The sequence below is a fragment of the Nannocystis bainbridge genome, assembly GCF_028368995.1.
GTDB lineage: Bacteria > Myxococcota_A > Polyangia > Nannocystales > Nannocystaceae > Nannocystis > Nannocystis bainbridge.
The window spans coordinates 2,982,270-3,003,474 of sequence record NZ_JAQNDL010000003.1; the positions used below are offsets into that span (position 1 = coordinate 2,982,270).

Here is a 21,205-nt window from a genome sequence, read left to right on the forward strand (position 1 = left end):
GCCGCGTGCGAGCCTCGCGCCGACTGGCTATGCTCCAGCCTGCATGGTGCTGCGCATCCAAGGAAACCTCGCCCCGCCCGGTTCCCCCTGGTACGAGCGTCTGTTCGCCGACCAGCTCTGCACCATCATGCTCGCCTGCGGCTTCGACGAGTACGGCGCCAACCGCTCGCAGGACGACCTGCTCGAGGCCGGCCTCCTCGCACGCGGCTTCTCGCGCGACGACGCCGGCGCGGTCGCGCGGCTCGCCGCCGGCAAGCGCGTCGCGCCGCAGAGGCCCGCCCAGCACTGGCTCGGTCGCGGCGTCGCGTCCGATGCCAGCGGCCGCCCGGTCGACGTCGTCGTTACCCTCGTGCGCGCGGGCGACGGCAGCGCCGGCGGCGACGCGGCCTCCGCGTTCCTCGAGGGCCTCGGCCGCTGCGACGTCGCCATGTACGGCGGCCACGGCCGCTACGGCACCGGCCCCGACTTCGACTACAACTTCACCGCCGACCTCGTCGACGACAAGGGCGCGGTCGAGGCCAGCTTCAGCGAGTACAAGGACCTCGAGGAGTTCCTGGCCGAGCGCGGGCGAGTCAGCAAGCGCTCGCCGCTGGCGGAGTACCGGACCCTGGTCGCCCGCGGCCGCCTGCAGATCCGCCGCATCAACTCGGGCAACCTCGTGATCAACCTGCGCAACTATCATACGGCCGAGTTCGGCGCGCACGTGATGGTCGACCAGCTCAAGACCGACCCCAACATCCGCCGCATGTCGAAGCAGGCGTTCGACAAGCGCTACCGGCTGTGGCTGTTCCACGGCTGCCGCACCAACGATTATTTTTACAACTTGCGCAAGCTGAACCCGAAGGCCAACGCCGGCGGCCTCGACCTGCTCGGCACCCGCCGGGTGACGTATTGGAGCATGATCGGCGACACGCTGCTGCAGCTGCTCGACGCGCTGTCGCAGCGCCGCACCTTCTCGCAGATCTTGCAAACACTCCACGCGGCCAACCCCGACAACCCGGGCGACGGCGCGAAGGGCCCGAGCCACGTCGCCGACCTCGGCCGCCGCGCCTGACATCACGGAGCCGACCATGTCCACCCCCGACTTCGCCAGCCGCGTCCAGGCGTTCGCCGACAACCCCTCGCCCGCCGCCGCCAGAGCCCTCGCCGCGGAGCACGACGACCGCGCCTTCGCGGCCCTCGTCGAAGCGATGAACGACTTCATGGAGGGCCCCGACGCGCTCGCCTACCGCGAGGCCGTGCGCACCGTCGCCACCCCCGCCGTGCTCGCCACGTGGATGAGCGGCGACCTCGAGGCCCGCCGCACCGCCGCCCACGCGCTCAGCGCCCGCTTCCCCGAGCACGTCCCCTTCATCGCCCAGGGCCTGCGCGACCCCGACGACCAGGTCCGGGCGATCTGCCGCCGGTCCCTTCGTTCATGGTCTTCGAGCCCTGTCCTTCACGACCTGTTCCTCGAGGCAGTCGCGCACGACGACCCGCGCGTGCGCCTGCTCGCGGCCGAGGGCCTCGGCAAGCTCGGCGTCGCGGCCGACCTGCCGGCGCTGCACACGGCCCTCGACGTCGAGCAGGACGACCGGACGCGCGACCGGCTGGCCTGGGCGATCGAGCGCATCGAAGATCAGGGCCCCGACGGACAGGGCTGAGTCTGCGGACGGTCGCGCAACCGGAGGTCGGGTCCGGTGGTCCGCGAGGTCGACCCATGACGTGAGCCTCGCGAGCGTGACGACGGAGCCTCCGCACGCACCGCCGAAGCGGCCCGCGTCACCGACGCCTCGCTCGGGCCTGGCGGCGGCGTAGCGGTTCGGCCCGCGGGTGTGCTAGCTTCCCGCGCTCTTCAAAGCCTCCTCATGGCCAGCCGCTCCACCGCCCGCAAGCACACCCTCGCCGAACAGGCCGACCGCTTCGCCCTCTACCAAGAGGCCGTCAACGCCCCGATCGACAACATCGAATTCGTCGAGCGCGTCTACTCCGAGATGCGCGGGGTCAAGCCCAAGGTGCTCAAGGAGGACTTCTGCGGCACCGCGCTGCTGGCCGCCGAGTGGGCCAAGCGCGGCCCCCAGCGCCGGTCGATCGGCGTCGACCTCGACGCCGAAGCCCTCGCCTGGGCCCGCCGCCACAACCTCGCCCCCGCCGGCCCCACCATCGCCGGCCGCGTCGAGCTCGTGCACGCCGACGTCCTCACCCCGCTCGACCACCGCGCCGACGTCGTCTGCGCCCTCAACTTCAGCTACTTCCTGCTGTCCTCGCGCCAGCAGCTGCTCGCCTACTTCCGCAACGTCCGCCGCTCGCTGCGCCCGCGCGGCCTGTTCGTGCTCGACTGCATCGGCGGCACCGAGGCCGTGGCCGACTACCACGAGCGCCGCGAGTACGACGGCTTCTCGTACCTGTGGGACCACAGCGAGTTCAACCCGCTCGACCACACCGCCCGCTGCTCGATCAGCTTCGCCTTCCCCGACGGCTCGCGCATCGAGCCGGCGTTCGCCTACCGCTGGCGCGTGTGGACCTTGCCCGAGCTGCGCGACCTCCTCGACGAGGCCGGCTTCGCGGCGCCGCGGGTGTTCTGGGAGTACACCGACGAGAAGGACGGCTCCACCGAGTACCGCGAGATCGCCCACGAGCAGAACCAGGAGATCTGGCTGACCTACCTGGTCGCTTCGACCTGACCCAAGGGACAGCATGACGAACTTCCGCTCGGACAACAACGCTGGCCTCATCCCCGAGGCGCTGGCGGCGTTGGTCGAGGCGGCCCAGGGCGAGGCGCTGGCCTACGGCGGCGACGAGGTCACGCAGCGGGCGGCCACGCGGGTGGCCGCGCTGTTCGGCGCCGAGTCCAAGGCCGCGGTGTTCTTCGTCGCCACCGGCACGGCCGCCAACACGCTGGCCGTCGCCGCCCTGACCGAGCCGTGGCAACGCGTGCTGTGTCACCGCCACAGCCACTACAACGAGGACGAGTCGACGGCGCCCGAGCGGATCACCCAGTGCCGCACGACCCCGATCGATCCGGGCCCCGACCCGACCCGGCTCACCCCTGAAGTCCTGCTGCCGCACCTCGTCGGTCGCCGCGGCGACGTCCACGAGCCCGCGCCCGGGGTGCTGACGCTGTCCAACCCGACCGAATTCGGCACCGTCTACACACCCGCCGAGCTGGCCGCGCTGAGCCGCGTCGCCCACGAGCACGGCTACCGCGTCCACGTCGACGGCGCCCGCTTCAGCCAGGCGGTGGCCCACGTGATGCGCACGCTCGACCTGTCCGAAGAGGCAGCTTGTCGCGCGCTCACCGTCGACGCCGGCGTCGACGCCCTGTCGTTCGGCGGCACCAAGGGCGGCCTGGCGATCGGCGAGGCGGTGGTGCTGTTCGCCGGCCGCTCACCCGCGGCCGCGCGGGCCGCCGAACGCCTGCCGTTCCTGCGCAAATCGACGGGCCACCTGCTGAGCAAGCACCGCTACGTGTCGGGCCAGTTCAACCGCGCACTCGCCCACGGCGCGTGGGTCCGCCACGCGGCCGCCGCCGCGACGATGGCCGAGCGCCTCGCCGCCGGCCTGCGCATCCGCGGCCTCACGCCCACGTTCCCGCGCGAGTCCAACGCCGTGTTCGTCGACCTGCCCGCGCCCGTCGACCGCCGCCTGCGCAACCGCGGCCACAGCTACTACCCGTTCGCCACCCCGCTCGGCCCGCGCGCCCGCCTGATGTGCAGCTTCGCCACCACGCAAGCCGACATCGACGCCTTCCTCGCCGACATCCCGCCGCCCTGAGCACGCCGTCGAATGGCCGAGGCCCGCGACTCCGCGAGCACGTGCCGCTCGAATGGGATGACCCAAGAGCCAGGTTTATTTCGCGTGGATGCGACGCATCCATCGTCGTCTTTCTCGCCGACATCCCGCCGCCCTGAGCGCGCCGTCGAATGGGCTGACCCAAGAGCCAGGTTTATTTCGCGTGGGCACGAGCCTCGATCGTCGCCGTCTTCGCGACGTCGGTGCTCGCCGCCCGAATCAACGCCGCATGAGCGACCCGCTCCGCGCCGCGGCGATCATCGATCGTGTCTCGCTACCGGCTCCGATCTGCACCGCCTCACGCCGGCGCCCGAGCCCGCGGATCATGTCCTCCCCTGGGGGCCCCCCCCATTATTAAAGTGGTTCGGAACTGCGCATGTGCGGCTCTTGGGCCTCGACCGTCGCCTGGAGACAACCGCGTCGGGCGGCTCGACGACTAGAGCCGGAATTCTCACCCAGCCCCGATCTGCTGCCAAATGGCTGCGGAGAGGCTGCGCGCTTGCACGCCTCGGCACGCTTCTTCACGCTGGGGGGCGATGGCCATCGTTTTCGCCTTCACCGTCGCCGCCCTCGTGTTCGCAGCGCCTGCCGCGCCCGGACCTACGCGCACTGCGACGACGGTCGCGCCCGCCTCCCCGGGTGCGCCGCCGGCCGCGAAGAACCTGTCCTCAGGGACAGCCAACACCACCGCCGAGCTGCGCGTCGACTGGCGCGACCGCGTCGCCATCGGCGTCGCTTCCATGCAGAGCGCCGACCCGGCGCGGCTCGCCCGACTCGAGCAGCTCCAGCCCGACCGCAAGGTCGAGGACGCCGTGTTCTTCTCCCCGGGAGAGCTGCAGGACCCGCGCGTCGCACCTGTCCTTTTGCGCAGGTTGCTTCAGAGCACCGACCCCGTGAAGGTCCGCTGCGCCATCGTCGAGGCCCTGCCGCTGACCGGCGGGGATTGGCAGGAGGGCGCCGCCGCGTTGGTCGCTCTCGACGCCTCGCCGCAGGTGCGCAAGCAGTTGGTCCAGGTCATGCGCTACGCCGGCGCGCCCTTCAACCTCGACGGCCTGCGCCGCGGCTTCAAGGACGAGGACGGCGAGGTCAACATCGCCGCCGCCCGCACCGCCGGGTTCGCGCGCAACGGCGAGGAGCTGTTCCCCGAGCTCTACTCGAGCACCTTCGACAGCGACTGGGACCTGCGCGCCGCCGCCGTGCAGGCGCTCGGCATGTTGCGCTTGCCCAAGTCGCGCGACGTCCTGATCAAGGCGCTCGGCGACGACGAGCGCGAGGTCCGGCTGCAGGCCTTCCTCGCCCTCGAGCAGATCGATCCCGAGGGCATCATCTGGCTGCCCGAGCTCGAGTCCCTGGCCAAGGATCGCAAGAGCCACCGGATCGCCCGCAAGGCCGAGCTCATGCTGCGCAAGCGCAAGGCCGCCGAAAAGGCCGCCAAAAAGGCCGGGCGCCCGATCACCGGCGCGCGGCCGACCGCGCCCGAGCCGAGCCCGCCCGCCCGGGGTGGTGGTGGCTCGGCGAGCGGCGCGATCAAGCTCGACCCCTCCGCGACCCAGCCATGAGAGCGATCGCCCAGACCCTCCACGGCGGCCCCGAGGTCCTGCAGGTCTTCGTCGACGTCCCCGAGCCCGAGCCGGGCCCGCGCGACCTCGTCGTCCGCGTCCACGCCACCGCGACCAATCCGGTCGACACCAAGGTCCGGCGCGGCGGTGCGGCGGGCAGCCCCGTCGCCGCGCCGCCGCTCGTGCTCGGCTGGGACGCCAGCGGCGTCGTCACCGCGACAGGTCCCGAGGTCACCCGGTTTCGCGTCGGCGACGAGGTCTACTTCGCCGGCGACGTCAGCCGCCCCGGTTCGTACGCCGAGTCCGTCGCGGTCGACGAGCGCATCGTCGCCCATCGCCCCAGGACGCTCTCGCACCTCGACGCCGCCGCGATCCCGCTGACCGCCCTGACCGCCTGGGAGGCGCTGGTCGAGAACATGGGGGTGATCCCCACCGATCACAGCCCCGAGCACGCGCGCACCTTGTTGGTCGTCGGCGGCGCCGGAGGTGTCGGCTCGATGGCGATCCAGATCGCGCAGCAGGTGTGCGGCCTCCGCGTGATCGCCACCGCCTCGCGGCCGGAGAGCGCCGCGTGGTGCACCCGGCTCGGCGCCGACGCGGTGATCGACCACACGAAGCCGCTCCTGGACCAGCTCCGGCAGCACGGCGACGACGGCGTCGACCTCGTGCTCAACACCGTCCAGCCGACCCAGAACCTGGCGCAGCTGCTCGAGGCCGTGCGGCCGTTCGCCCACGTCTGCGGGATCGTCGCCCCGAACGGCCCGCTCGACCTCGGTCCGCTGTTCCGCAAGCGCGGTCACATCTCCTTCGAATACATGTTCACCCGCCCCCTCTTCGCCGCCGACCCGTCGCGCCAGGGGGAGATCCTCGCGCGGGTCGCCGACCTCCTCGACCAGGGGGTGTTGCTGCCCACGCGCACCACCACCATGCCCTGGGACCAGGTTCAGGCCGCGCACCGCCTGCTCGAGACGGGGCGCTCGGTCGGCAAGACCGTGCTGGAAGTCGTCCCGTAGCGCCGCGCGAGTGCGCCGCGCGCCGGCGGGCGTGATCTGGGCCAGATCAGAAGCCCACCCCCCGCCGCCGGAACTTCCGGGTATAACCCCACGCGTCGCCATGCTCAGTCCACGCATGCCCATCCCGACGGTAGAACAGCTCGGTCCGCGCTTCGCCGAGTTTCTCCGCGGACTCAAGCGGCCGCTCATCTTCTTCGACACCGAGACCACGGGCACCGACCCGGCGCTCGATCGCGTCGTCGAGATCTCGATGATCCGCATCAGCGCCGAGCGCGGGGTCGAGCCGCCGCGCACCTGGCGGATCAACCCCGGTGTGCGGATCCCGATCGAGGCCAGCGAGATCCACGGCATCACCAACGAAGACGTCGCCGACAAGCCGACTTTCGGCCAGATCGCCGACGAGCTGCAGAGCTACCTCCGCGGCTGCGACCTCGCCGGCTTCAACATCGGCCGCTTCGACGTCCGCGTGATGCACACCGAGTTCGCCCGCGTCGGCAAGGCCTTCGACATGTCGGGCGTGCGCGTCATCGACGCCCAGGTCATCTATCACCAGAAGGAGCCCCGCAACCTCACCGCGGCGATGCGCTTCTACTGCGAGAAAGAGTTCGTCGACGCCCACGGCGCCGAGGCCGACACGATCGCCACGCTCGAGGTGTTCGCCGGCCAGCTCGAGCGCTACGGCGAGCTCGGGCTCGAGATCGAGGCGCTGCACGAGGTCTCCAACATCACCAGCGCCGGCTTCGTCGACAGCGCGCGCCGCTTCATCTGGCGCGACAACGAGCCCGTGTTCAACTTCGGCCGCCTCAAGGGCAAGTCGCTGCGCTGGGCCGCCAGCGAGCCGAACGAGCGCGCCTACATGCGCTCGATCGTCACCGGCAACTTCGACGAGGACACCAAGGGCATCGTCCGCGACGCCCTGACCGGCCGGATCCGCGTGCGCCCGCGCGAGACCGAGGGCTAGCCGCAAGGACATGTTCCGGGGGGCATGTCGCTTCGGACATGTCCCTCGAAACATCCACGTTCACGGCGTCGGCGGCTTCTCGCCGGGCTTGTCGAGCCCGTTGCCCGGCTTGTCGAGCCCGTTCTTGTCGAGCAGGCTCTTCTCGAGCCCGTTCTTGTCGCCGTTGAGCGCGAAGAAGCGGAGCGTCGGCGTATCGAGGACCACCGTCGTGCCTGGGGGCACGCTGCGGGTGAGCCACACGTTGCCGCCGATCGTCGAGCCGCGGCCGATGACCGTATCGCCGCCGAGGATCGTCGCGCCGGCGTAGACCGTCACTTCGTCTTCGATCGTCGGGTGGCGCTGGACCTTGCGACCGGCCTCGCGCGACTTGACCGACAGCGCGCCGAGGGTGACGCCCTGATACAGCTTCACGCGGTTGCCGATGACCGACGTCTCGCCGATCACCACGCCTGTGCCGTGGTCGATGAAGAAGCTGCGGCCGATGGTCGCCCCCGGGTGGATGTCGATGCCCGTGCGGGAGTGCAAGATCTCCGCGATCATGCGCGGGAGCAGCGGGACGCGGCGGCGGTACATGTGATGGGCGATCCGGTGGCCTGCGATCGCGGTCACCCCCGGGTAGCTCATGATGATCTCGGCGTCGCTGCAGGCGGCCGGGTCGCCGGCGAGCGCGGCCTGGACGTCGGCGGCGAGGGCGGCCCGGATCGAGGGGATCGCCTGCAGCAGGTCGAGCGCGTGCTCATGGGCGGCCTGACCGATCTCCTCGGCGGGCCGGCGGCCGTGGCTGCAATCGACCGCGAGCGAGCGGGTCACGACCTGCTCGAGGCGGCGCAGGATCCGGGCGCAGCGGGCTCCCACGAAGTAGCGGACCGTCAGGTCGTCGAGCGGCTCGTAATTGAAGTAGCCCGGGAACACGATCGACAGCACGTCGTCGAGCAGCTCCGAGACCTCGCTGCGGGCGGGCAGGTTGTTGCCGTCGATGTGGTTGATGTTCCCGTGGTCGCGGTACGACTCGAGGACCCCCTCGACGACGCTCGCGAGCCGGCGTTCGTGGTCATTCACGGCGAGAACCATAGTCGAACCGGGGGCCGTCTCCACGGGGCATGTGGTTTTTTGGCGTCGCACGCGGACCGGGTTTAAGCTGGTGCAGGTTTGCCCGCGTTACCGCTCCACATGCTCGTCCAACAGTTGCTCCTCGGTCGCACGGAGGGGCTGAGCGGGCCGCAGCTCGCGGCCTTCTTGTCCGGTTGGACGAGTGTCCTCGAGTTGTTGCGACGCCCTGAGCTTTGCGTGCCCGACGCCGCGCCGGAGGTGCAGGACGCGTTGCGTTCGCTCGCCGAGCAGATCGAGCACGCGCAGGCGGAGATCTTGAACGACGACGACGACGCCGACCTCTGAACTCGCGTGCGAGCTGGTGAATCCGCCAGCGCGTGTCTGCGCAGTGGTTCGGGGGGTTCGGGTGGCGGGATGCGCGATTCGGCCCCCTGCAACGGCGGCTTGAGGGGCATCAAGAGCGAGCCGGACTGTTGTTCGAGGTCACTGGTTTTGCAGTGAAGTAAAACTTCTTTTCCTTCACCAAGCTGATCCGCGCATGCGCGTCCACGCGCAGTGCAGCGCTCCGCACAAACCTGGCAAACATCGCGCATACCGAGCCTGTTCTCGCCCATTCCGACGAATGTGCCGCTCTCGCTGGCGGCACGCCAGGCTGGGCAGGATCGCGGGTCGCGATCTGCCTCTTGGGGTCCGGAAAAAACTTGGCGAGATCCCCCTGAGATCTCAAGCTGCGCTTTTCGGGCCTCTTGACGGCCCTCTGACTGCCGATCGCGCCACCCTCCGATCGTGCGCGGGACGCGGTATTCGGGCGTTCGGCGCCGAACAGCTCGCTGTTTAAAAGCAAACAGCGCGTGACCCGGGGGTCACGCGCTGGCAGGGGGCTCCGGAGGTGAGGAGGCTCCGAGGCCCGGGAGTTCAGCCGGCCGAAGCGCTCAGCGAGGCGGAATCGCTCGCCACGGTGTTGTTCGGGCGGGGCCACTCGATGCGGTGCTTGATAATGCGACGCTTGAGGGCGTGGCGAGTGATTCCAAGCAGTTGAGCGGCTTCGACGATGCTGCCGGCGGCGTTGAGCGCTTCCACGCACAGCATACGTTCGGCGGCATTCAGGTTCAGATCTTCGAGGATGAGGCGCATGGCGGCAGGATAGGCCAAGGCATGGGGACAGGGAAGGACGTTTTTGTAAGCCCGCATCCCAAAAGAACAGTCGCAGAATCTAAACACCGTTTTGTATTATGCAGAAGATTACAGCGTTTGCGCGCGTTCACGCCCTCGCTGGCCCGCTTCGCTGCCCACCTCGTGGGGCGCTTCACAGCCGAAATCGCCGGGCCGCGTTACACTCCTCGGCCTGGCCGGGCGGCCGTAAAAAGCTCAAAACCGATCCAGTTTGCCGGATTCGAGCCGCGAGAACATGGTGGATTCACCATGGCCCGAGCGCACAGGGCCCGAGGCCGGTCCTAGGTTGCATAAAAGCCCTGTCGCAAGGGCGCGCAGAGTAAGATAGGGAGCCGCGTGCCGCAGAACGCCCGATCGAAGTCGTCCGCCGTGATCCACACCCTCATCGTGGTCGACGACATGCTCTTGCAGGCGGCGATCGAGCGTCGTCTCAAGCACGAGGGCCACATCGCCGCGTCGGCCAACGGCTCGCGCGAGGCGATAGAGCGTCTGCGCCGCGAGCTGTTCGACGTCGTGCTGTGCGACCTGCACACGACCTCGGGCGACGGCGCCGAGCTGCTGCAGTGGCTCGGCAGCTACTTCCCGTCGGTCCCGGTCGTGCTGATCGTCGAGGCTCTGAGCCCCGAGTTCCGCGGCCAGTACGAGGGCGGCGGCTCGGTGCGGATCGTCGAGAAGCCGATCGACCTCGACAAGCTCGTCAACGCGATCGAGGCGTGCGGCGTCCGCAAGGGCTTCTACGGCAACCAGATCGAGGTCGAGTTCTTCGACTACGTGCAGATGGTCGCCGGCTCGGGCCGCGACAAGGCGGTGGTGCTGACGACGCACGCGGGCACCGGCTACCTGTGGATCGAGCACGGCGACATCGTGCACGCGCAGTGGGGCGAGATCCGCGGCGAGCAGGCGTTCTACAAGATGCTGTCGGTCGGTCGCGGCAGCTTCCGCGAGAACCTGTTCCGCTCGCCGCCGGTCCGCACGATCGTCCGCTCGAGCATGCACTTGCTGATGGAGGCCGCGCGCCAGGCCGACGAGGGCATCCTCGGTCAGTCCGACGAGACGGTCGAGGAGCGCGAGGACGAGAAGCCGCGCGCCGCTCCGCCGCCGCCTGAGCCCGAGCTGACGCCGCCGCCGCGACCGGTGGCCGAGGTGCGGACTTCGACGCGAGCGCCGATGCCGAAGCCGGCGACGTCGCCGCCGCGCTCGGCCCCGCCGTCGCCGCCCTCCTCGCCGTCGTACGGCGGCAGCGGCCTGCGCCGCGCCTCCGACATCCGCCCTGACGACATCGACATGGCGAGCGTGGCCGACTCGGCGATCGCCCGCATCGACGACCTCGCGCTGCCGCAGGACGACGACGAGATCGAGGCGCGCAGCCATCGCCCGCCGCCCCGCGCGCCCGAGCGGTCGTCGTCGGAGCGCTCGGGCGAACGCTCACCGTCGGAGCGCTCGGGTGAGCGCTCGCCGTCGGAGCGCTCGGGCGAACGCTCGCCCGAGCCGTCGAACGACGGCGTGCCGGTGCTGCGCCGCCGCGTGCAGACGCTCGAGCGCCGCGTCGCTCAACCCGCGACGCCGACCCCCTCTCGCGGCACGCCGACCTCGGTGCCGGCCCTGCGCGCCACCCCGGCCTCGATCCCCGTGCGCGCCACCCCGGCCTCGATCCCCGCCGTGCCCGCGCGCGCCACCCCGACGTCGATCCCCGCCGTCCGCACGACCACGATCCCGCCCGGCCAGAGCTCCGCGCCCGCCCGCAACGCCCCGCCGCCCCGCGCCGACGCCAGGCCGATCAAGAAGGCCAACACCGTCGACCTTCTCGAAGACCCGGAGACGCGCGAGCTGATGCTCGGCCAGTTCTGGCAGTTCGAGGGCGTCAACGGCGTGGCGATCATCTCGAGCACCGGCAAGGTGATCGCCGAGGACATGCGCAACAACAGCACCGTCGTCACGCTCGCCGGCTTCTACATGCGTGGCGCCGCGCGGATCGCCCGCACCCTCGGCTATCACGTGTTCGACGGCGTGATCGCCCGCTCGGCCAGCGGTCAACAGATGATCATGGTCGGCATGGGGGCCACCTCCGCCGTGCTGTCCATCGCGCCGGGGCATGACCCGGAGGCCATCCGCGACGCGATTATGGGAGTCGATACCAAACGATGACCGCCGAGCCGAATCGCCAGCTAGTCAGCCTCCTCGAGGAACTCGACCGGCTCCCCGGCGTCCGCGGCTCGCTGGTGGCGACCGTCGACGGCGGCTACACCGCCAGCGAGAGCAACTTCGACGCCGCCACCGCGACCGACATCGCCAAGACGGTCCGGCGCATGGTCGTCGCCTCGGCCACCGTCGGCTCGCCCATCGAGGAGCTGCTGATCACCTTCCACACCGCCCGCATGATGATCGTCCCCGTCCGCGAGGAGGCGACCCTCACCATCATGCTCGAGCGCGACTCGGCCCAGCCCTCGGTGCGATCGGTCCTGAAGACCAGGCTCACCGGCCTGCGCTCGTCGATCGGCAGCTCGTCGTCCGAGAGCAGCATGTCGGCCGGCTCGGCGCCGATGCCCGAGCCCGAGGACGAGGTCGACCGCCTGATGCTCGGCGAGCTCGGCCCGGTCCTCCGCGAGGTCCAGAACGTGTTCACCTCGTACCTCATCCGCGCCGGCAAGACCGCCGGCGAGGCCGGGGTGATGATGCGCGAGCAGATCCGCGAGTGGCTGCTGATGGTCAACCCGTCGCCCTACACGTTCCCCGTGCTGGTCGACGCGCTGGTCCAGCTGACGAACCGCGACGAGCGCGAGAACTTCAAGGTCGACGTGCAGCAGGCGATGCGAAACTCGCGGCTGTGGCCGAAGAAGAGCGTCCGCTGAGCCGCGACGCGCCGGTCGGGCCGGGCAGCGTGCTCGGCCAGCCCCTCACGCTGCCCTGAAGCCGCGAGCCGTCTGCTTCAAAGACATGCCCTCCAGGACATGTCCTTTCAAGCATTGCCTTCAGGACATGTCCCAAAGGGCATGTCCAGAAAATCCTTAAAAAGATTCACACCGGCACGTCGAACTCGCGCAGGGCCTGGTTCAGGCTGGTGCGCTCGTCGGTGCTCTCTTTGCGGCGGCCGATGATGAGGGCGCAGGCGATCTGGAACTCGCCCGCGGGGAAGCGCTTGGGGCGGGTGCCGGGGACCACCACCGAGCGGGCGGGGACGCGGCCCTTGTAGGTCACGGGCTCCGGGCCGGTGACGTCGAGGATCGGCGTCGAGGCGGTCAGCGTGACGTTGGCGCCGAGCACGACCTCGCGCTCGAGGTGCACGCCCTCGACCACGATCGCGCGCGAGCCGAGGAAGCAGCCGTCCTCGACGATCACCGGCGTCGCGCCTGGCGGCTCGAGCACCCCGCCGATGCCGACCCCGCCTGACAGGTGGACGTTGCGGCCGATCTGCGCGCAGCTGCCGACGGTCGCCCAGGTGTCGACCATCGTCCCGCCGCCGACGTACGCGCCGATGTTGACGTAGCTCGGCATCAGCACCGCCCCGGCCTCGATGAAGCTGCCGTGGCGGGCCGTCGCCGGCGGGACCACGCGCACCCCGGCGCTGGCCCAGTCGCGCTTCAGCGGCATCTTGTCGAAGTACTCGTAGGGCCCGAGCTCGATGGTCTTCATCTCGCAGACCCCGAAGTAGAGCAGGATCGCCTGCTTGACCCACGCGTGGACCGTCCACGGCTCGCCGGCCGCCCCCGGGCTGGCGACCCGCAGCTGACCCCGGTCGAGCGCGGCGATCGTGGCCACCACGGCGTCGCGGTACACCTGGTCTTTGAGCAAGGTTCGATTGGCGAAGGCCTCGCCGATCCGGGCCTGGAGGTCCGCGGGGTCGTGGGACGAGCTCTGCATGCCTCGGGGCATCGCACAGCCCGGTACCGGGGCGCAAGGCGCCCTCGGCCCTCCCGTGGCGCCCGCCCGCCCGGCGGCCGTGGTACCCTCGACGCCGAGGTGTCCATGCCGTCCTGCCTCCGCCGCGTCCCTCTCGCGCTCGTTCTGTCCCTCGCGCTCGCGCCGCTCGCCCACGCCGGCGAGCCGCAGACCGTGTCCCCTGCCGAAGAAGAGGCGCTCTACAAGAACGAGCGCGCCACCGCGTTGCCGGCCAAGGAGAAGCCGGCCGGCGTCAAGTTCGCCCGCGAGGGTTGCTTCAACGACCCCGCGAAGTGCAAGTGCCAGAACAACGACGCCACGCAGAGCCAGTTCTGCGGCACGATGCTCGGCCACTTCTGCCCCGACAGCACGCTGCGCTACCTCGCCGCCGCCTGCATGGACCTGTTCGGCGGCGCGACGCTGTGTCAGTGCGCGGCCAAGCAGCAGATCGAGGGCTACATCAAGGCCGAGGACGCCGCCAAGGCCAAGGCCGACAAAGAGGCCGCCAAGAAGGCCGCCAAGCAGAAGAAGAAGGCGAAGTAGCTCTCTCGGGACAGGCCTTGCGAGCGCACGAGCCTGTCCTTCGGGACAGGCATGACCACCTGTCCCGAGAGCCACCTGCTCAGCGGTCGAACAGCGCCATCAGCTCCGCGTGGCGGCTGGCGGCGTCCTGATAGCCGAGCTCGATGAGCTGGCGGCAGTAGTCCGGGTCGAACAGCAGGTACGACGCCAGGTCGCTCTCCTGGCGGGCGTCGTCGGCGGCCACCGCCCAGCGGATGAGCCGCGCGACGATCCCCGAGTAGCGACTGAGACCGGTGCGGCGCACCGTGTCGAACGCGATCCGGCCGATGTCCTGGCTCGGGCGGATGAGCAGCGTGTCGACCGACTCGTACGCGGTGGTCTTGTCCTTCTGCATCCCGTTGGCCAGCCGCTGGGCGAAGTCGGGCCCGAACTCGCGCGCGCCGGCGGCCAGGATCTGGTTCATGCGCTCCACCCGTTCGATGTCGGCCTCGACCTTCTCGAGCAGCAGCACGTTGAGCACCTTGCCGAGCATGAACATCGCGCTCGGGAAGGTGCCCTCGGCCTCGTGACGGATCTGCCGCACCTCCTCGTCGCCGGGCGTGTGACGCAGGCTGATCACCAGCAGCCGCGTCGCGCCGAGGCGCATCGCCGGGCGCAGCGGCGTCTGCTGGCGCAGGCCGCCGTCGGCGTAGAGCTGGTCGCCGACCCGCACCGCCGGGAACAGCACCGGGATCGCCCCCGACGCCAGCGCGTGCGAGGCGGTGATCGGCGTCAACACCACGTTCTGCCGCTGACTCTCGGGCCAGCGCTGCGGCAGCTTGCCGTCGGCGGTCTGCACGAAGGTGGTGACCGTCCCGGTCGCGACCTCGGTGGCGGTGCAGGCGACCGCGGAGAGGTGACCGTGATGCAGGTTCTCGGTGATGCCGCGCCACGGCAGGCGCGCGCGCACGAAGTTCTGGATCGCGCGCGGGTCGATGAGGCCGCCGATCTGCTGGCCGTGCCCCGCCTTGTCGCCGGTGCGGCCGAACAGCACCTGCGGCAGGCTGCGCATCTGCGTCCAGCCGAACCGGCACACCTCGTCGAGATCGAGCTCGGTCCACACGCGCGCGAGCAGGCGCCCCTGCGCGCGAGGGCGGTCGGCGGTGGCCGCGACGTAGGCGCCGTTGATCGCGCCGATGCTGCTGCCAGTGATGATGTCGAAGCGACACTCGCCGCGGATCCGCTCGCGGATGTATCGCAGGACCCCGACCTCGTAGGCGCCGCGGGCCCCGCCGCCCGACAGCACGAGCCCGACGCGCGGGCGCTCGCCGCTCATGCCGACGCTCCGCGCGAGCGGCCACGAGCGAGCGACGCGGCCCGGTCGTCCGAGCGCCGCACTAGAAGCCGATGTCCTTGCACGTGCACTTCGACGCGTCCTTGCAGTCGGGCGGGGCCGGTTGGTTGCTCGGGTTCATCGACAGCTGGAACACGCGGCCCGCGTCCTGCGGATACTTGTAGATCGTCTGCCACACCGTCTCGCCGTTGTCGGTGCCGGCGATCAGCTTGGCGTCCTCGTTGGTGAGGAACGGCAGCTCGAGCGTGGCCGTGCCAGTGATCGGGCCGGTGTTCGCGGTCGACAGCGGGCCGGCCGAGGCCTCGATCGTGATGAACTCGCAGTTGGCCTTGGGGAACTTGCCGAGCGCCTGGGCCGGGCAGTTCGCGCCCACCGCGTCGGGCAGGTACACCACCAGCGCCGCCTCGCACGACGTGCCGCTGCACCTGTACTGACTCTTGAACTTGTGCCCCTTCGAAGACACGCACGGGTCGACGCACATCTCGATCTTCACCGGGATCTTGTCGCCGGGCTTGACGTTCGTCGCCGCGCACACCGTGCCGCGGAAGAACGGCAGCGTGGCGGTGAAGGTGGCCGGCGCGGGATTGGCCCCGGTGCCCTCGACGTCCAGCTCCTGCAGCTCGCACGTCTTGGTCGTGTCGTCGCACGCCTCGCCGCGGCGAGCACAGGGCGCGCCCGCGCTGCACTCGCCGCCGTCCTCGGCGAAGCAGCCGAACATGAACCCCGCGATCGCGAAGGTCGTGACACCGAACACTCTTCGTAAGCGAATCATGATGGCTTCGTTCCTCTTTGCTCTCAGCGGTGCATCGTAGCCGATGTTTCGCTGACCACGCACCTCCGCGTTCGCCTGGGTGAGACCTGGCGCCGACCGCCGTTTCGTGGCCCTGGGCCGGCAGTTCTACGGTGACTACATTTCGACCCTGGGTATCTAGCGCTTGACACCGGGAGCGCGAGCGCCGGTTCGCATCGTCGCTGTCGCGCGCCCTTTCCAGGAGTTCATTTTCATGCGCTCAAACGCCCTTGTCTCACTCTCCATGGTGCTCGCTTTCGCCGCGTGCAACGAACAGGAGCCCGCGACCTCGGCCACCGACAGCACCACCAACGGCACCACGACGGCGCCGGCGACGGCGACGGAGACGCCAGGGACGAGCACGACGACCACCACCGGGGAGGACGCCACGACCACCACCGGGACCGCCACCGAGGCGCTCCCGACCACCGGACCGACGCCGACCACCGGCACGACCGTCGAGGAGACGACGACCTCGACGACCACGACGACCTCCACGACCACCACCGGCGAGCCCGAAACGGGCGCCACGACGATGACGGTGATCCCCTCGACCGGGCCCTACGAGAGCTGCAGCATCGCCAACAACGTCGAGTGTGACGGCGACGCCGCCTGCGTCGATTCGACCAGCACCACCGGCAAGGTCAAGGGCTCGTTCTGCGCCCCGAAGTGCATGGGCACGTGCCCGAAGCCCGACGGCCTCCCCGCCAGCGTCCAGGCGATCTGCGCCTTCGACACCGACATGGACCAGCAGGCCGACATCTGCGCGCTGCTGTGCATGATGGCCAACGACGACTGCCCCGAGGGCTCGGCGTGCGAGGACATCGGCATCCCCGAGATGCAGATGATGAAGTTCGGCGTATGCACGTACCCGCCAGGCTGACGGGCCGGCGCGTCGCTCAGGCCGCCGCGGTCGCGGCCTTGAGCACGCCCTCGAGCTCGCCGTTGGCGTCCATCTCGCGGACGATGTCGCAACCACCGACGAACTCGCCGCCGACGTAGAGCTGCGGGATGGTCGGCCAGCTGGCGAACTGCTTGACGCCCTCGCGCACGGCCGGGTCGGACAGCACGTTGAAGGTCTCGAACGGCACCGCGTGCTTCTTGAGGATCTCGACCACCATCGCCGAGAAGCCGCACTGCGGGAAGCTCTTGTTGCCCTTCATGAAGAGCATGACCTTGTTGTTGGCGACAAGGTGGGCGATGAACTTCTGGACGTCCTCGTGGGCTTGCATCGGTGGGGTCTCGCAATCAGGTCCGAAGGACCGTGAAGTGGCTCAGGTCCGAAGGACCGTGAAGTGGCTCAGGTCCGGGGGACCGTGGATTCGCTCAGGTCCGAAGGACCGTGGATTCGCTCAGGTCCGAAGGACCGTGGAGTGGCTCAGGTCCGAAGGACCGTGGAGTGGCTCAGGTCCGAAGGACCGTGGAGTGGTGAATTGGCCAGGAGGGTCGCGGCCCGTGCGGGGGGTGGTCCCGCGGGCCGGCCGTCGCGCGCATTCGATCGCCGGGGCCGGCCGGTCGCGGCGTTAGATACACGCTGGCCCGCACCCCAGCAAGGCGCCGTGAACGCCCTTCTTGCGGAAGGTCGCCCGCTCGGGTCATAACCACTACCGCTCGCATGGCGCCGCGGACCCTGCCCTCGCCCCAGTGCTCACGTCGGACCTGGTTGCACGGCCTCGCCGCCGCCGCCGGGGCCGCACTCCTGCCCAGGCCGGCGCGCGCGGACGAGTCCGCCGCCGAGTCGCCGCCCAAGCGCATTCTCATCGTCGGCGACAGCATGATCGCCGGCGGCGTCGGCCTGTTCCTCGAGAACGGCCTGCGTGACGAGCACAGCTATGTGGTCCGGCGCAAGGGCAAGAGCAGCACCGGCCTGGCCCGGCCCGACTTCTTCGCCTGGCCCAAGGAGGCGAAGAAGCAGGTCGACGAGTTCGCGCCCGACGCCGCGGTGGTGATGTTCGGCGGCAACGACGTGCAGGGCCTGCGCATGCCGGACAAGGGCTGGATCACCTGGCCCGAGCCGGAGTGGCCGGAGGAGTACGCGCGGCGCGTCAATGACTTCGCCGACATCGTCGCCGCCGACGGCCGGCCGTTGTTCTGGATCGGCATGCCGGTGATGCGGCCGGAGAAGTTTCACGTGCGGGTCCAGCGGGTCAACACGATCTACCGGGCCGAGATGGCGATCCGCCCGAACGCGCACTTCATCGACATCTGGCGGCTCCTGGCCGACGCCAAGGGCGGCTACACCGACCGGCTCGACGCCGACGGCGAGCCCGGGGGCAAGACGATCCGGGTCCGCGCGGGCGACGGGATCCACCTGAGCGTCGCTGGCGCCCACCGCGTCGAGGCGCATGTGCGGGCCTTCGTCCACGCGGTGCTGTCCGGGTCCCAGCCGGACACTTCGGCCGACCTCGCGGTCGCGGGTGCGCCAGCGGTCGCGCCCACGCCTGCAGGCTGATACCGGCGGGCCTTTCGCGGCCGACAGCCGTGCGCCGCCCGGTCGGGCGCGAACGCGGCGTGGCAAATTTCGACGGGCAAACTCACCTCCGCCATGCGAGGCGATGCACATGCACCTCGCGCGCGGCCGGCCGCTTGGGGCAACATAGCTCGCCCGTGAGCGAGGCCCCGCACAAGCGCCTGCGTGACCGGTGGATCGCGTGGGTCCTCGTGCAGCACCGCCTGGTGCTCGCGCTGGCGCTGCTCCTCACCGTCGTCTCTGCCTACCTTTCGTCGCTGCTGCGCATCGACAGCGACCTGCGTTCGCTGTTGCCCGTGGACCACCCCGTCCTCGCCAGCATCGACCGCATCGAGACTTCGTTCGGCGCGCTCGGCAGCGTCAACGTCGTGCTCAAGGAGGGCTCGCCCGAGCAGCGCCACGCGCTCGCCGACGCCATCGCCGAGCGCGCCGCCCAGAGCCCGCTGGTGCGCGACGTCGAGTACCGCCTGCGCAGCGATTTCTTCGCCGAGCACGCGCTCTACTACCTTGCCGACGCCGAGATGGAGGCGCTCGACGAGCACTTCCAGGCGTGGACGCACTACGAGCTGTGCCGCGCCGAGCCCGACGTCTGCCTCGACCAGCCCGACCCCGAGGCGCCCAAGGCCCTGCGCACCTTCATCCGCAGCAAGCAGGACGCGGCGCTGGCTCGCACCAGCTTCCAGGACTACTTCGAGCGCGACGAGATCTCCGCGCTGGTGCTGCTGATCCACCCGACCCAGCCGTCGAGCGACCTCGACTTCGCCGCGGCGGTGTCGAACCAGATCCGCGCCGACGTGGCCGCGGTGGTGAGCCAGCCCGGCACGCCGTGGGCCGACTCGGGGATCCACTACAGCGTCGTCGGCCCGTACACGATCAAGGCCGAGGAGCGCGAGACGATCCAGCGCGACATGCTGCGCAGCGGCGCGTTCGGGGTCCTCGGCGTCATCGTGATCCTGTACCTGCTGTTCCGCTCGGGCCGCGCGGTGCTGACGCTGCTGGTGCCGCTGGTGTGCGGCGTGACGTGGTCGATGGCGGTGACGGAGATCGTGCTCGGCCGCCTCAACGCGATCACCAGCCTGATCTCGACGGTGGTGGTCGGCATGGGCATCGACGCCGGCATCCACATCCTCGTGCGCGTGCGCGAGGAGCAGGGCCGCGGCAGCGACCGCGAGGCGCTCGCCCGCGCCTTCGGCAACGTGATCGGCCCGCTGCTGATCGCCTCGGCGACCACGCTCGGCGCGTTCGCGGTGATGGCGAGCTCGGTGTTCCCGGCGTTCCAGGAGTTCGGCCTGATCGCCGGCTTCGGCGTGGCGCTGTGCCTGCTGGCGATGGTCACGGTCTACCCCGCGATCCTCTGCCTCGTCGGCGTCAAGCGGGTCGGCGAGCCCGAGGCCGGGCGGCCGCGGCCGCGGCTGCTGACGCGCGTGGTGCTGGCGCGCCCGGGGCTGATGCTCGGGCTGGTGGCGGCGCTGACCGTCGGCGCGGCCGTGTTCGCGCCGCGGGCCGAGTTCGAGAACTCGACCCGCGAGCTGCAGTCGGCCCGCACCCGCGCGCTCTACAAGCCCGAGGTGTTCCTCATCAGCAAGATCTTCGGCAAGGACATCCACGCCGGGGTGCTGGTGGTCTCGACGCTCGACCAGGCGCGCGCGGTGCTGAACCAGGCCCGCGCGGTGCAGGCCGAGCGCATGACCGATGGGACAGGTACCGTCGTCGCCGAGCTGCTCGGCGCGCCCGACCTGTTGCCCGATCCGTCGATCGACCCGGCCAAGCGCAAGGAGACGATCACGGTGATGACGGCCGACATCCCCGAGCGCACGTGGAAGCGGCTCGAGGAGCGCGCGGCCGGCACGGGCGAGGACGCCGAAGAGGGCCTGGCGCCCGAGGACGCGCGTCGGCTGCAGAACATGCTCAAGGCGGAGCCGGTGACGGTCGAGCGCCTGCCGCCGGCGATCCGCGACAAGGTGTTCAGCCCGGACGGCCGCTTCGCGGTCTACGCCTACCCGAACTTCGACGCGGCCGACATCTCCATGGGCCTCCAGTTCATGGAGGAGACGGCCAAGTACACCGAGGGCGTCGAGGGCCTGCAGTCGGACGACGCGCTGTTCGTCGGCGAGACCACGGTCTACGCGCTGATGTATCAGCTGATGCAGTCGGAGGCGCCGACGGTGCTGGCGATGGCGCTGCTGCTGGTCGCGGTGATCGTGGTGGCGCAGATCCGTTCGCTGCCGCGCACGCTGCTGACGCTGGCGCCGCTGCTGCTCGGCATGCTGTGGCTGGTCGGCCTGATGGCGGCGGCGGGCGTGCGCTTCACCCTGTTCAACATCCCGATCTTGCCGGCGATCCTCGGCATCGGCGTCGACAACGGGGTGTACTTGACCGACCGGATCCGCCACATGCGCGACCAGGCCGGCGGGATCGCCCACGCGCTCGGCGAGACCGGCGCGGCGATCGGCGCGGCCACTGCGACCACGGCGATGGGCTTCGGCGCGTTCTGCATCGCCGACTCCGGCGGCCTGCGCGGGATCGGCGTGCTCGCGGTGTTCGGCATCGGCATCGCCGCCGTGACCGCGATCCTGGTGCTGCCGAGCGTGGCCGCGATCGCGGCCCGCCGGCGCAAGCGGTAGTCGTTTTCGCCTTCAAGGACATGTCGCTCGGGACATGTCCTTCGAGACATTTTCCATGGCTGG

20 protein-coding genes are annotated in these 21,205 nt (G+C 70.2%); 14 read left to right on the forward strand and 6 right to left on the reverse strand.

Annotated features, from left to right (window positions below):
* Positions 1-43: 43 nt before the first annotated feature.
* The 7 genes from POL25_RS37125 (at position 44) to POL25_RS37155 (ending at position 7,304) form a co-directional block, all read left to right on the forward strand.
* Positions 44-1,054, forward strand: coding sequence for a hypothetical protein (locus tag POL25_RS37125; protein ID WP_272091100.1), 1,011 nt, complete (start codon positions 44-46; stop codon positions 1,052-1,054).
* A 16-nt stretch (positions 1,055-1,070) separates the two neighbouring features.
* Complete coding sequence (locus POL25_RS37130) at positions 1,071-1,643, forward strand: HEAT repeat domain-containing protein (RefSeq protein WP_272091101.1); 573 nt, start codon at positions 1,071-1,073, stop codon at positions 1,641-1,643.
* Positions 1,644-1,847: 204 nt separating this feature from the next.
* A complete protein-coding gene (locus tag POL25_RS37135) occupies positions 1,848-2,663 on the forward strand; it encodes a class I SAM-dependent methyltransferase (RefSeq protein ID WP_272091102.1) in 816 nt (271 codons plus the stop codon).
* Between the two features lie 13 nt (positions 2,664-2,676).
* Positions 2,677-3,753, forward strand: a complete 1,077-nt coding sequence (locus tag POL25_RS37140) for a threonine aldolase family protein (protein WP_272091103.1) — start codon at positions 2,677-2,679, stop codon at positions 3,751-3,753.
* Positions 3,754-4,307: 554 nt separating this feature from the next.
* Complete coding sequence (locus tag POL25_RS37145) at positions 4,308-5,330, forward strand: HEAT repeat domain-containing protein (RefSeq protein WP_272091104.1); 1,023 nt, start codon at positions 4,308-4,310, stop codon at positions 5,328-5,330.
* Complete coding sequence (locus POL25_RS37150; RefSeq protein ID WP_272091105.1) at positions 5,327-6,343, forward strand: zinc-binding alcohol dehydrogenase family protein; 1,017 nt, start codon at positions 5,327-5,329, stop codon at positions 6,341-6,343. Before POL25_RS37145 ends, POL25_RS37150 begins: the two co-directional genes overlap by 4 nt.
* A gap of 115 nt (positions 6,344-6,458) precedes the next feature.
* A complete protein-coding gene (locus POL25_RS37155; RefSeq protein WP_272091106.1) occupies positions 6,459-7,304 on the forward strand; it encodes a 3'-5' exonuclease in 846 nt (281 codons plus the stop codon).
* 60 nt (positions 7,305-7,364) lie between these two features.
* On the opposite strand, the gene epsC is transcribed toward POL25_RS37155, so the two are convergent.
* The gene (gene epsC / locus POL25_RS44710; protein ID WP_272091107.1) at positions 7,365-8,363 is read right to left on the reverse strand and encodes a serine O-acetyltransferase EpsC; all 999 of its coding nucleotides are present in this window, start codon (positions 8,361-8,363) and stop codon (positions 7,365-7,367) included.
* Between the two features lie 207 nt (positions 8,364-8,570).
* Between epsC and POL25_RS37165 the strand changes: the two genes are divergently transcribed.
* The gene (locus POL25_RS37165; protein ID WP_272091108.1) at positions 8,571-8,699 is read left to right on the forward strand and encodes a hypothetical protein; all 129 of its coding nucleotides are present in this window, start codon (positions 8,571-8,573) and stop codon (positions 8,697-8,699) included.
* 570 nt (positions 8,700-9,269) lie between these two features.
* On the opposite strand, the gene POL25_RS37170 is transcribed toward POL25_RS37165, so the two are convergent.
* Complete coding sequence (locus POL25_RS37170; protein ID WP_272091109.1) at positions 9,270-9,488, reverse strand: helix-turn-helix domain-containing protein; 219 nt, start codon at positions 9,486-9,488, stop codon at positions 9,270-9,272.
* A 375-nt stretch (positions 9,489-9,863) separates the two neighbouring features.
* Here POL25_RS37170 and POL25_RS37175 point away from each other — a divergent pair, with 375 nt between their 5' ends.
* Together POL25_RS37175 and POL25_RS37180 are read left to right on the forward strand one after the other, a co-directional pair.
* The gene (locus POL25_RS37175) at positions 9,864-11,672 is read left to right on the forward strand and encodes a response regulator (protein WP_272091110.1); all 1,809 of its coding nucleotides are present in this window, start codon (positions 9,864-9,866) and stop codon (positions 11,670-11,672) included.
* Entirely contained in the window at positions 11,669-12,376 is a 708-nt protein-coding gene (locus tag POL25_RS37180; RefSeq protein ID WP_272091111.1) for a roadblock/LC7 domain-containing protein, read from the forward strand. Before POL25_RS37175 ends, POL25_RS37180 begins: the two co-directional genes overlap by 4 nt.
* 166 nt (positions 12,377-12,542) lie before the next feature.
* Here the strand turns inward: POL25_RS37180 and POL25_RS37185 are convergent, their stop codons facing one another.
* The gene (locus POL25_RS37185; RefSeq protein WP_272091112.1) at positions 12,543-13,385 is read right to left on the reverse strand and encodes a 2,3,4,5-tetrahydropyridine-2,6-dicarboxylate N-succinyltransferase; all 843 of its coding nucleotides are present in this window, start codon (positions 13,383-13,385) and stop codon (positions 12,543-12,545) included.
* Positions 13,386-13,490: 105 nt separating this feature from the next.
* Between POL25_RS37185 and POL25_RS37190 the strand changes: the two genes are divergently transcribed.
* The gene (locus tag POL25_RS37190) at positions 13,491-13,946 is read left to right on the forward strand and encodes a hypothetical protein (RefSeq protein ID WP_272091113.1); all 456 of its coding nucleotides are present in this window, start codon (positions 13,491-13,493) and stop codon (positions 13,944-13,946) included.
* Positions 13,947-14,025: 79 nt separating this feature from the next.
* Here the strand turns inward: POL25_RS37190 and POL25_RS37195 are convergent, their stop codons facing one another.
* Both POL25_RS37195 and POL25_RS37200 read right to left on the reverse strand, forming a co-directional pair.
* Positions 14,026-15,240 (reverse strand): patatin-like phospholipase family protein, encoded by a 1,215-nt coding sequence (locus POL25_RS37195; RefSeq protein ID WP_272091114.1) that lies wholly within the window; start codon positions 15,238-15,240, stop codon positions 14,026-14,028.
* 61 nt (positions 15,241-15,301) lie between these two features.
* The gene (locus POL25_RS37200; RefSeq protein WP_272091115.1) at positions 15,302-16,030 is read right to left on the reverse strand and encodes a hypothetical protein; all 729 of its coding nucleotides are present in this window, start codon (positions 16,028-16,030) and stop codon (positions 15,302-15,304) included.
* A 262-nt stretch (positions 16,031-16,292) separates the two neighbouring features.
* Here POL25_RS37200 and POL25_RS37205 point away from each other — a divergent pair, with 262 nt between their 5' ends.
* Entirely contained in the window at positions 16,293-16,931 is a 639-nt protein-coding gene (locus POL25_RS37205; RefSeq protein ID WP_272091116.1) for a hypothetical protein, read from the forward strand.
* Positions 16,932-16,947: 16 nt separating this feature from the next.
* Here the strand turns inward: POL25_RS37205 and grxD are convergent, their stop codons facing one another.
* Positions 16,948-17,280 carry a Grx4 family monothiol glutaredoxin gene (gene grxD / locus POL25_RS37210; protein ID WP_272091117.1) on the reverse strand — a complete coding sequence of 111 codons (333 nt, stop codon included), beginning with the start codon at positions 17,278-17,280 and terminating at the stop codon, positions 16,948-16,950.
* 383 nt (positions 17,281-17,663) lie between these two features.
* Between grxD and POL25_RS37215 the strand changes: the two genes are divergently transcribed.
* Together POL25_RS37215 and POL25_RS37220 are read left to right on the forward strand one after the other, a co-directional pair.
* Positions 17,664-18,500 carry an SGNH/GDSL hydrolase family protein gene (locus POL25_RS37215; protein ID WP_272091118.1) on the forward strand — a complete coding sequence of 279 codons (837 nt, stop codon included), beginning with the start codon at positions 17,664-17,666 and terminating at the stop codon, positions 18,498-18,500.
* A gap of 155 nt (positions 18,501-18,655) precedes the next feature.
* Positions 18,656-21,142, forward strand: a complete 2,487-nt coding sequence (locus POL25_RS37220) for an efflux RND transporter permease subunit (protein WP_272091119.1) — start codon at positions 18,656-18,658, stop codon at positions 21,140-21,142.
* Positions 21,143-21,205: the final 63 nt, after the last annotated feature.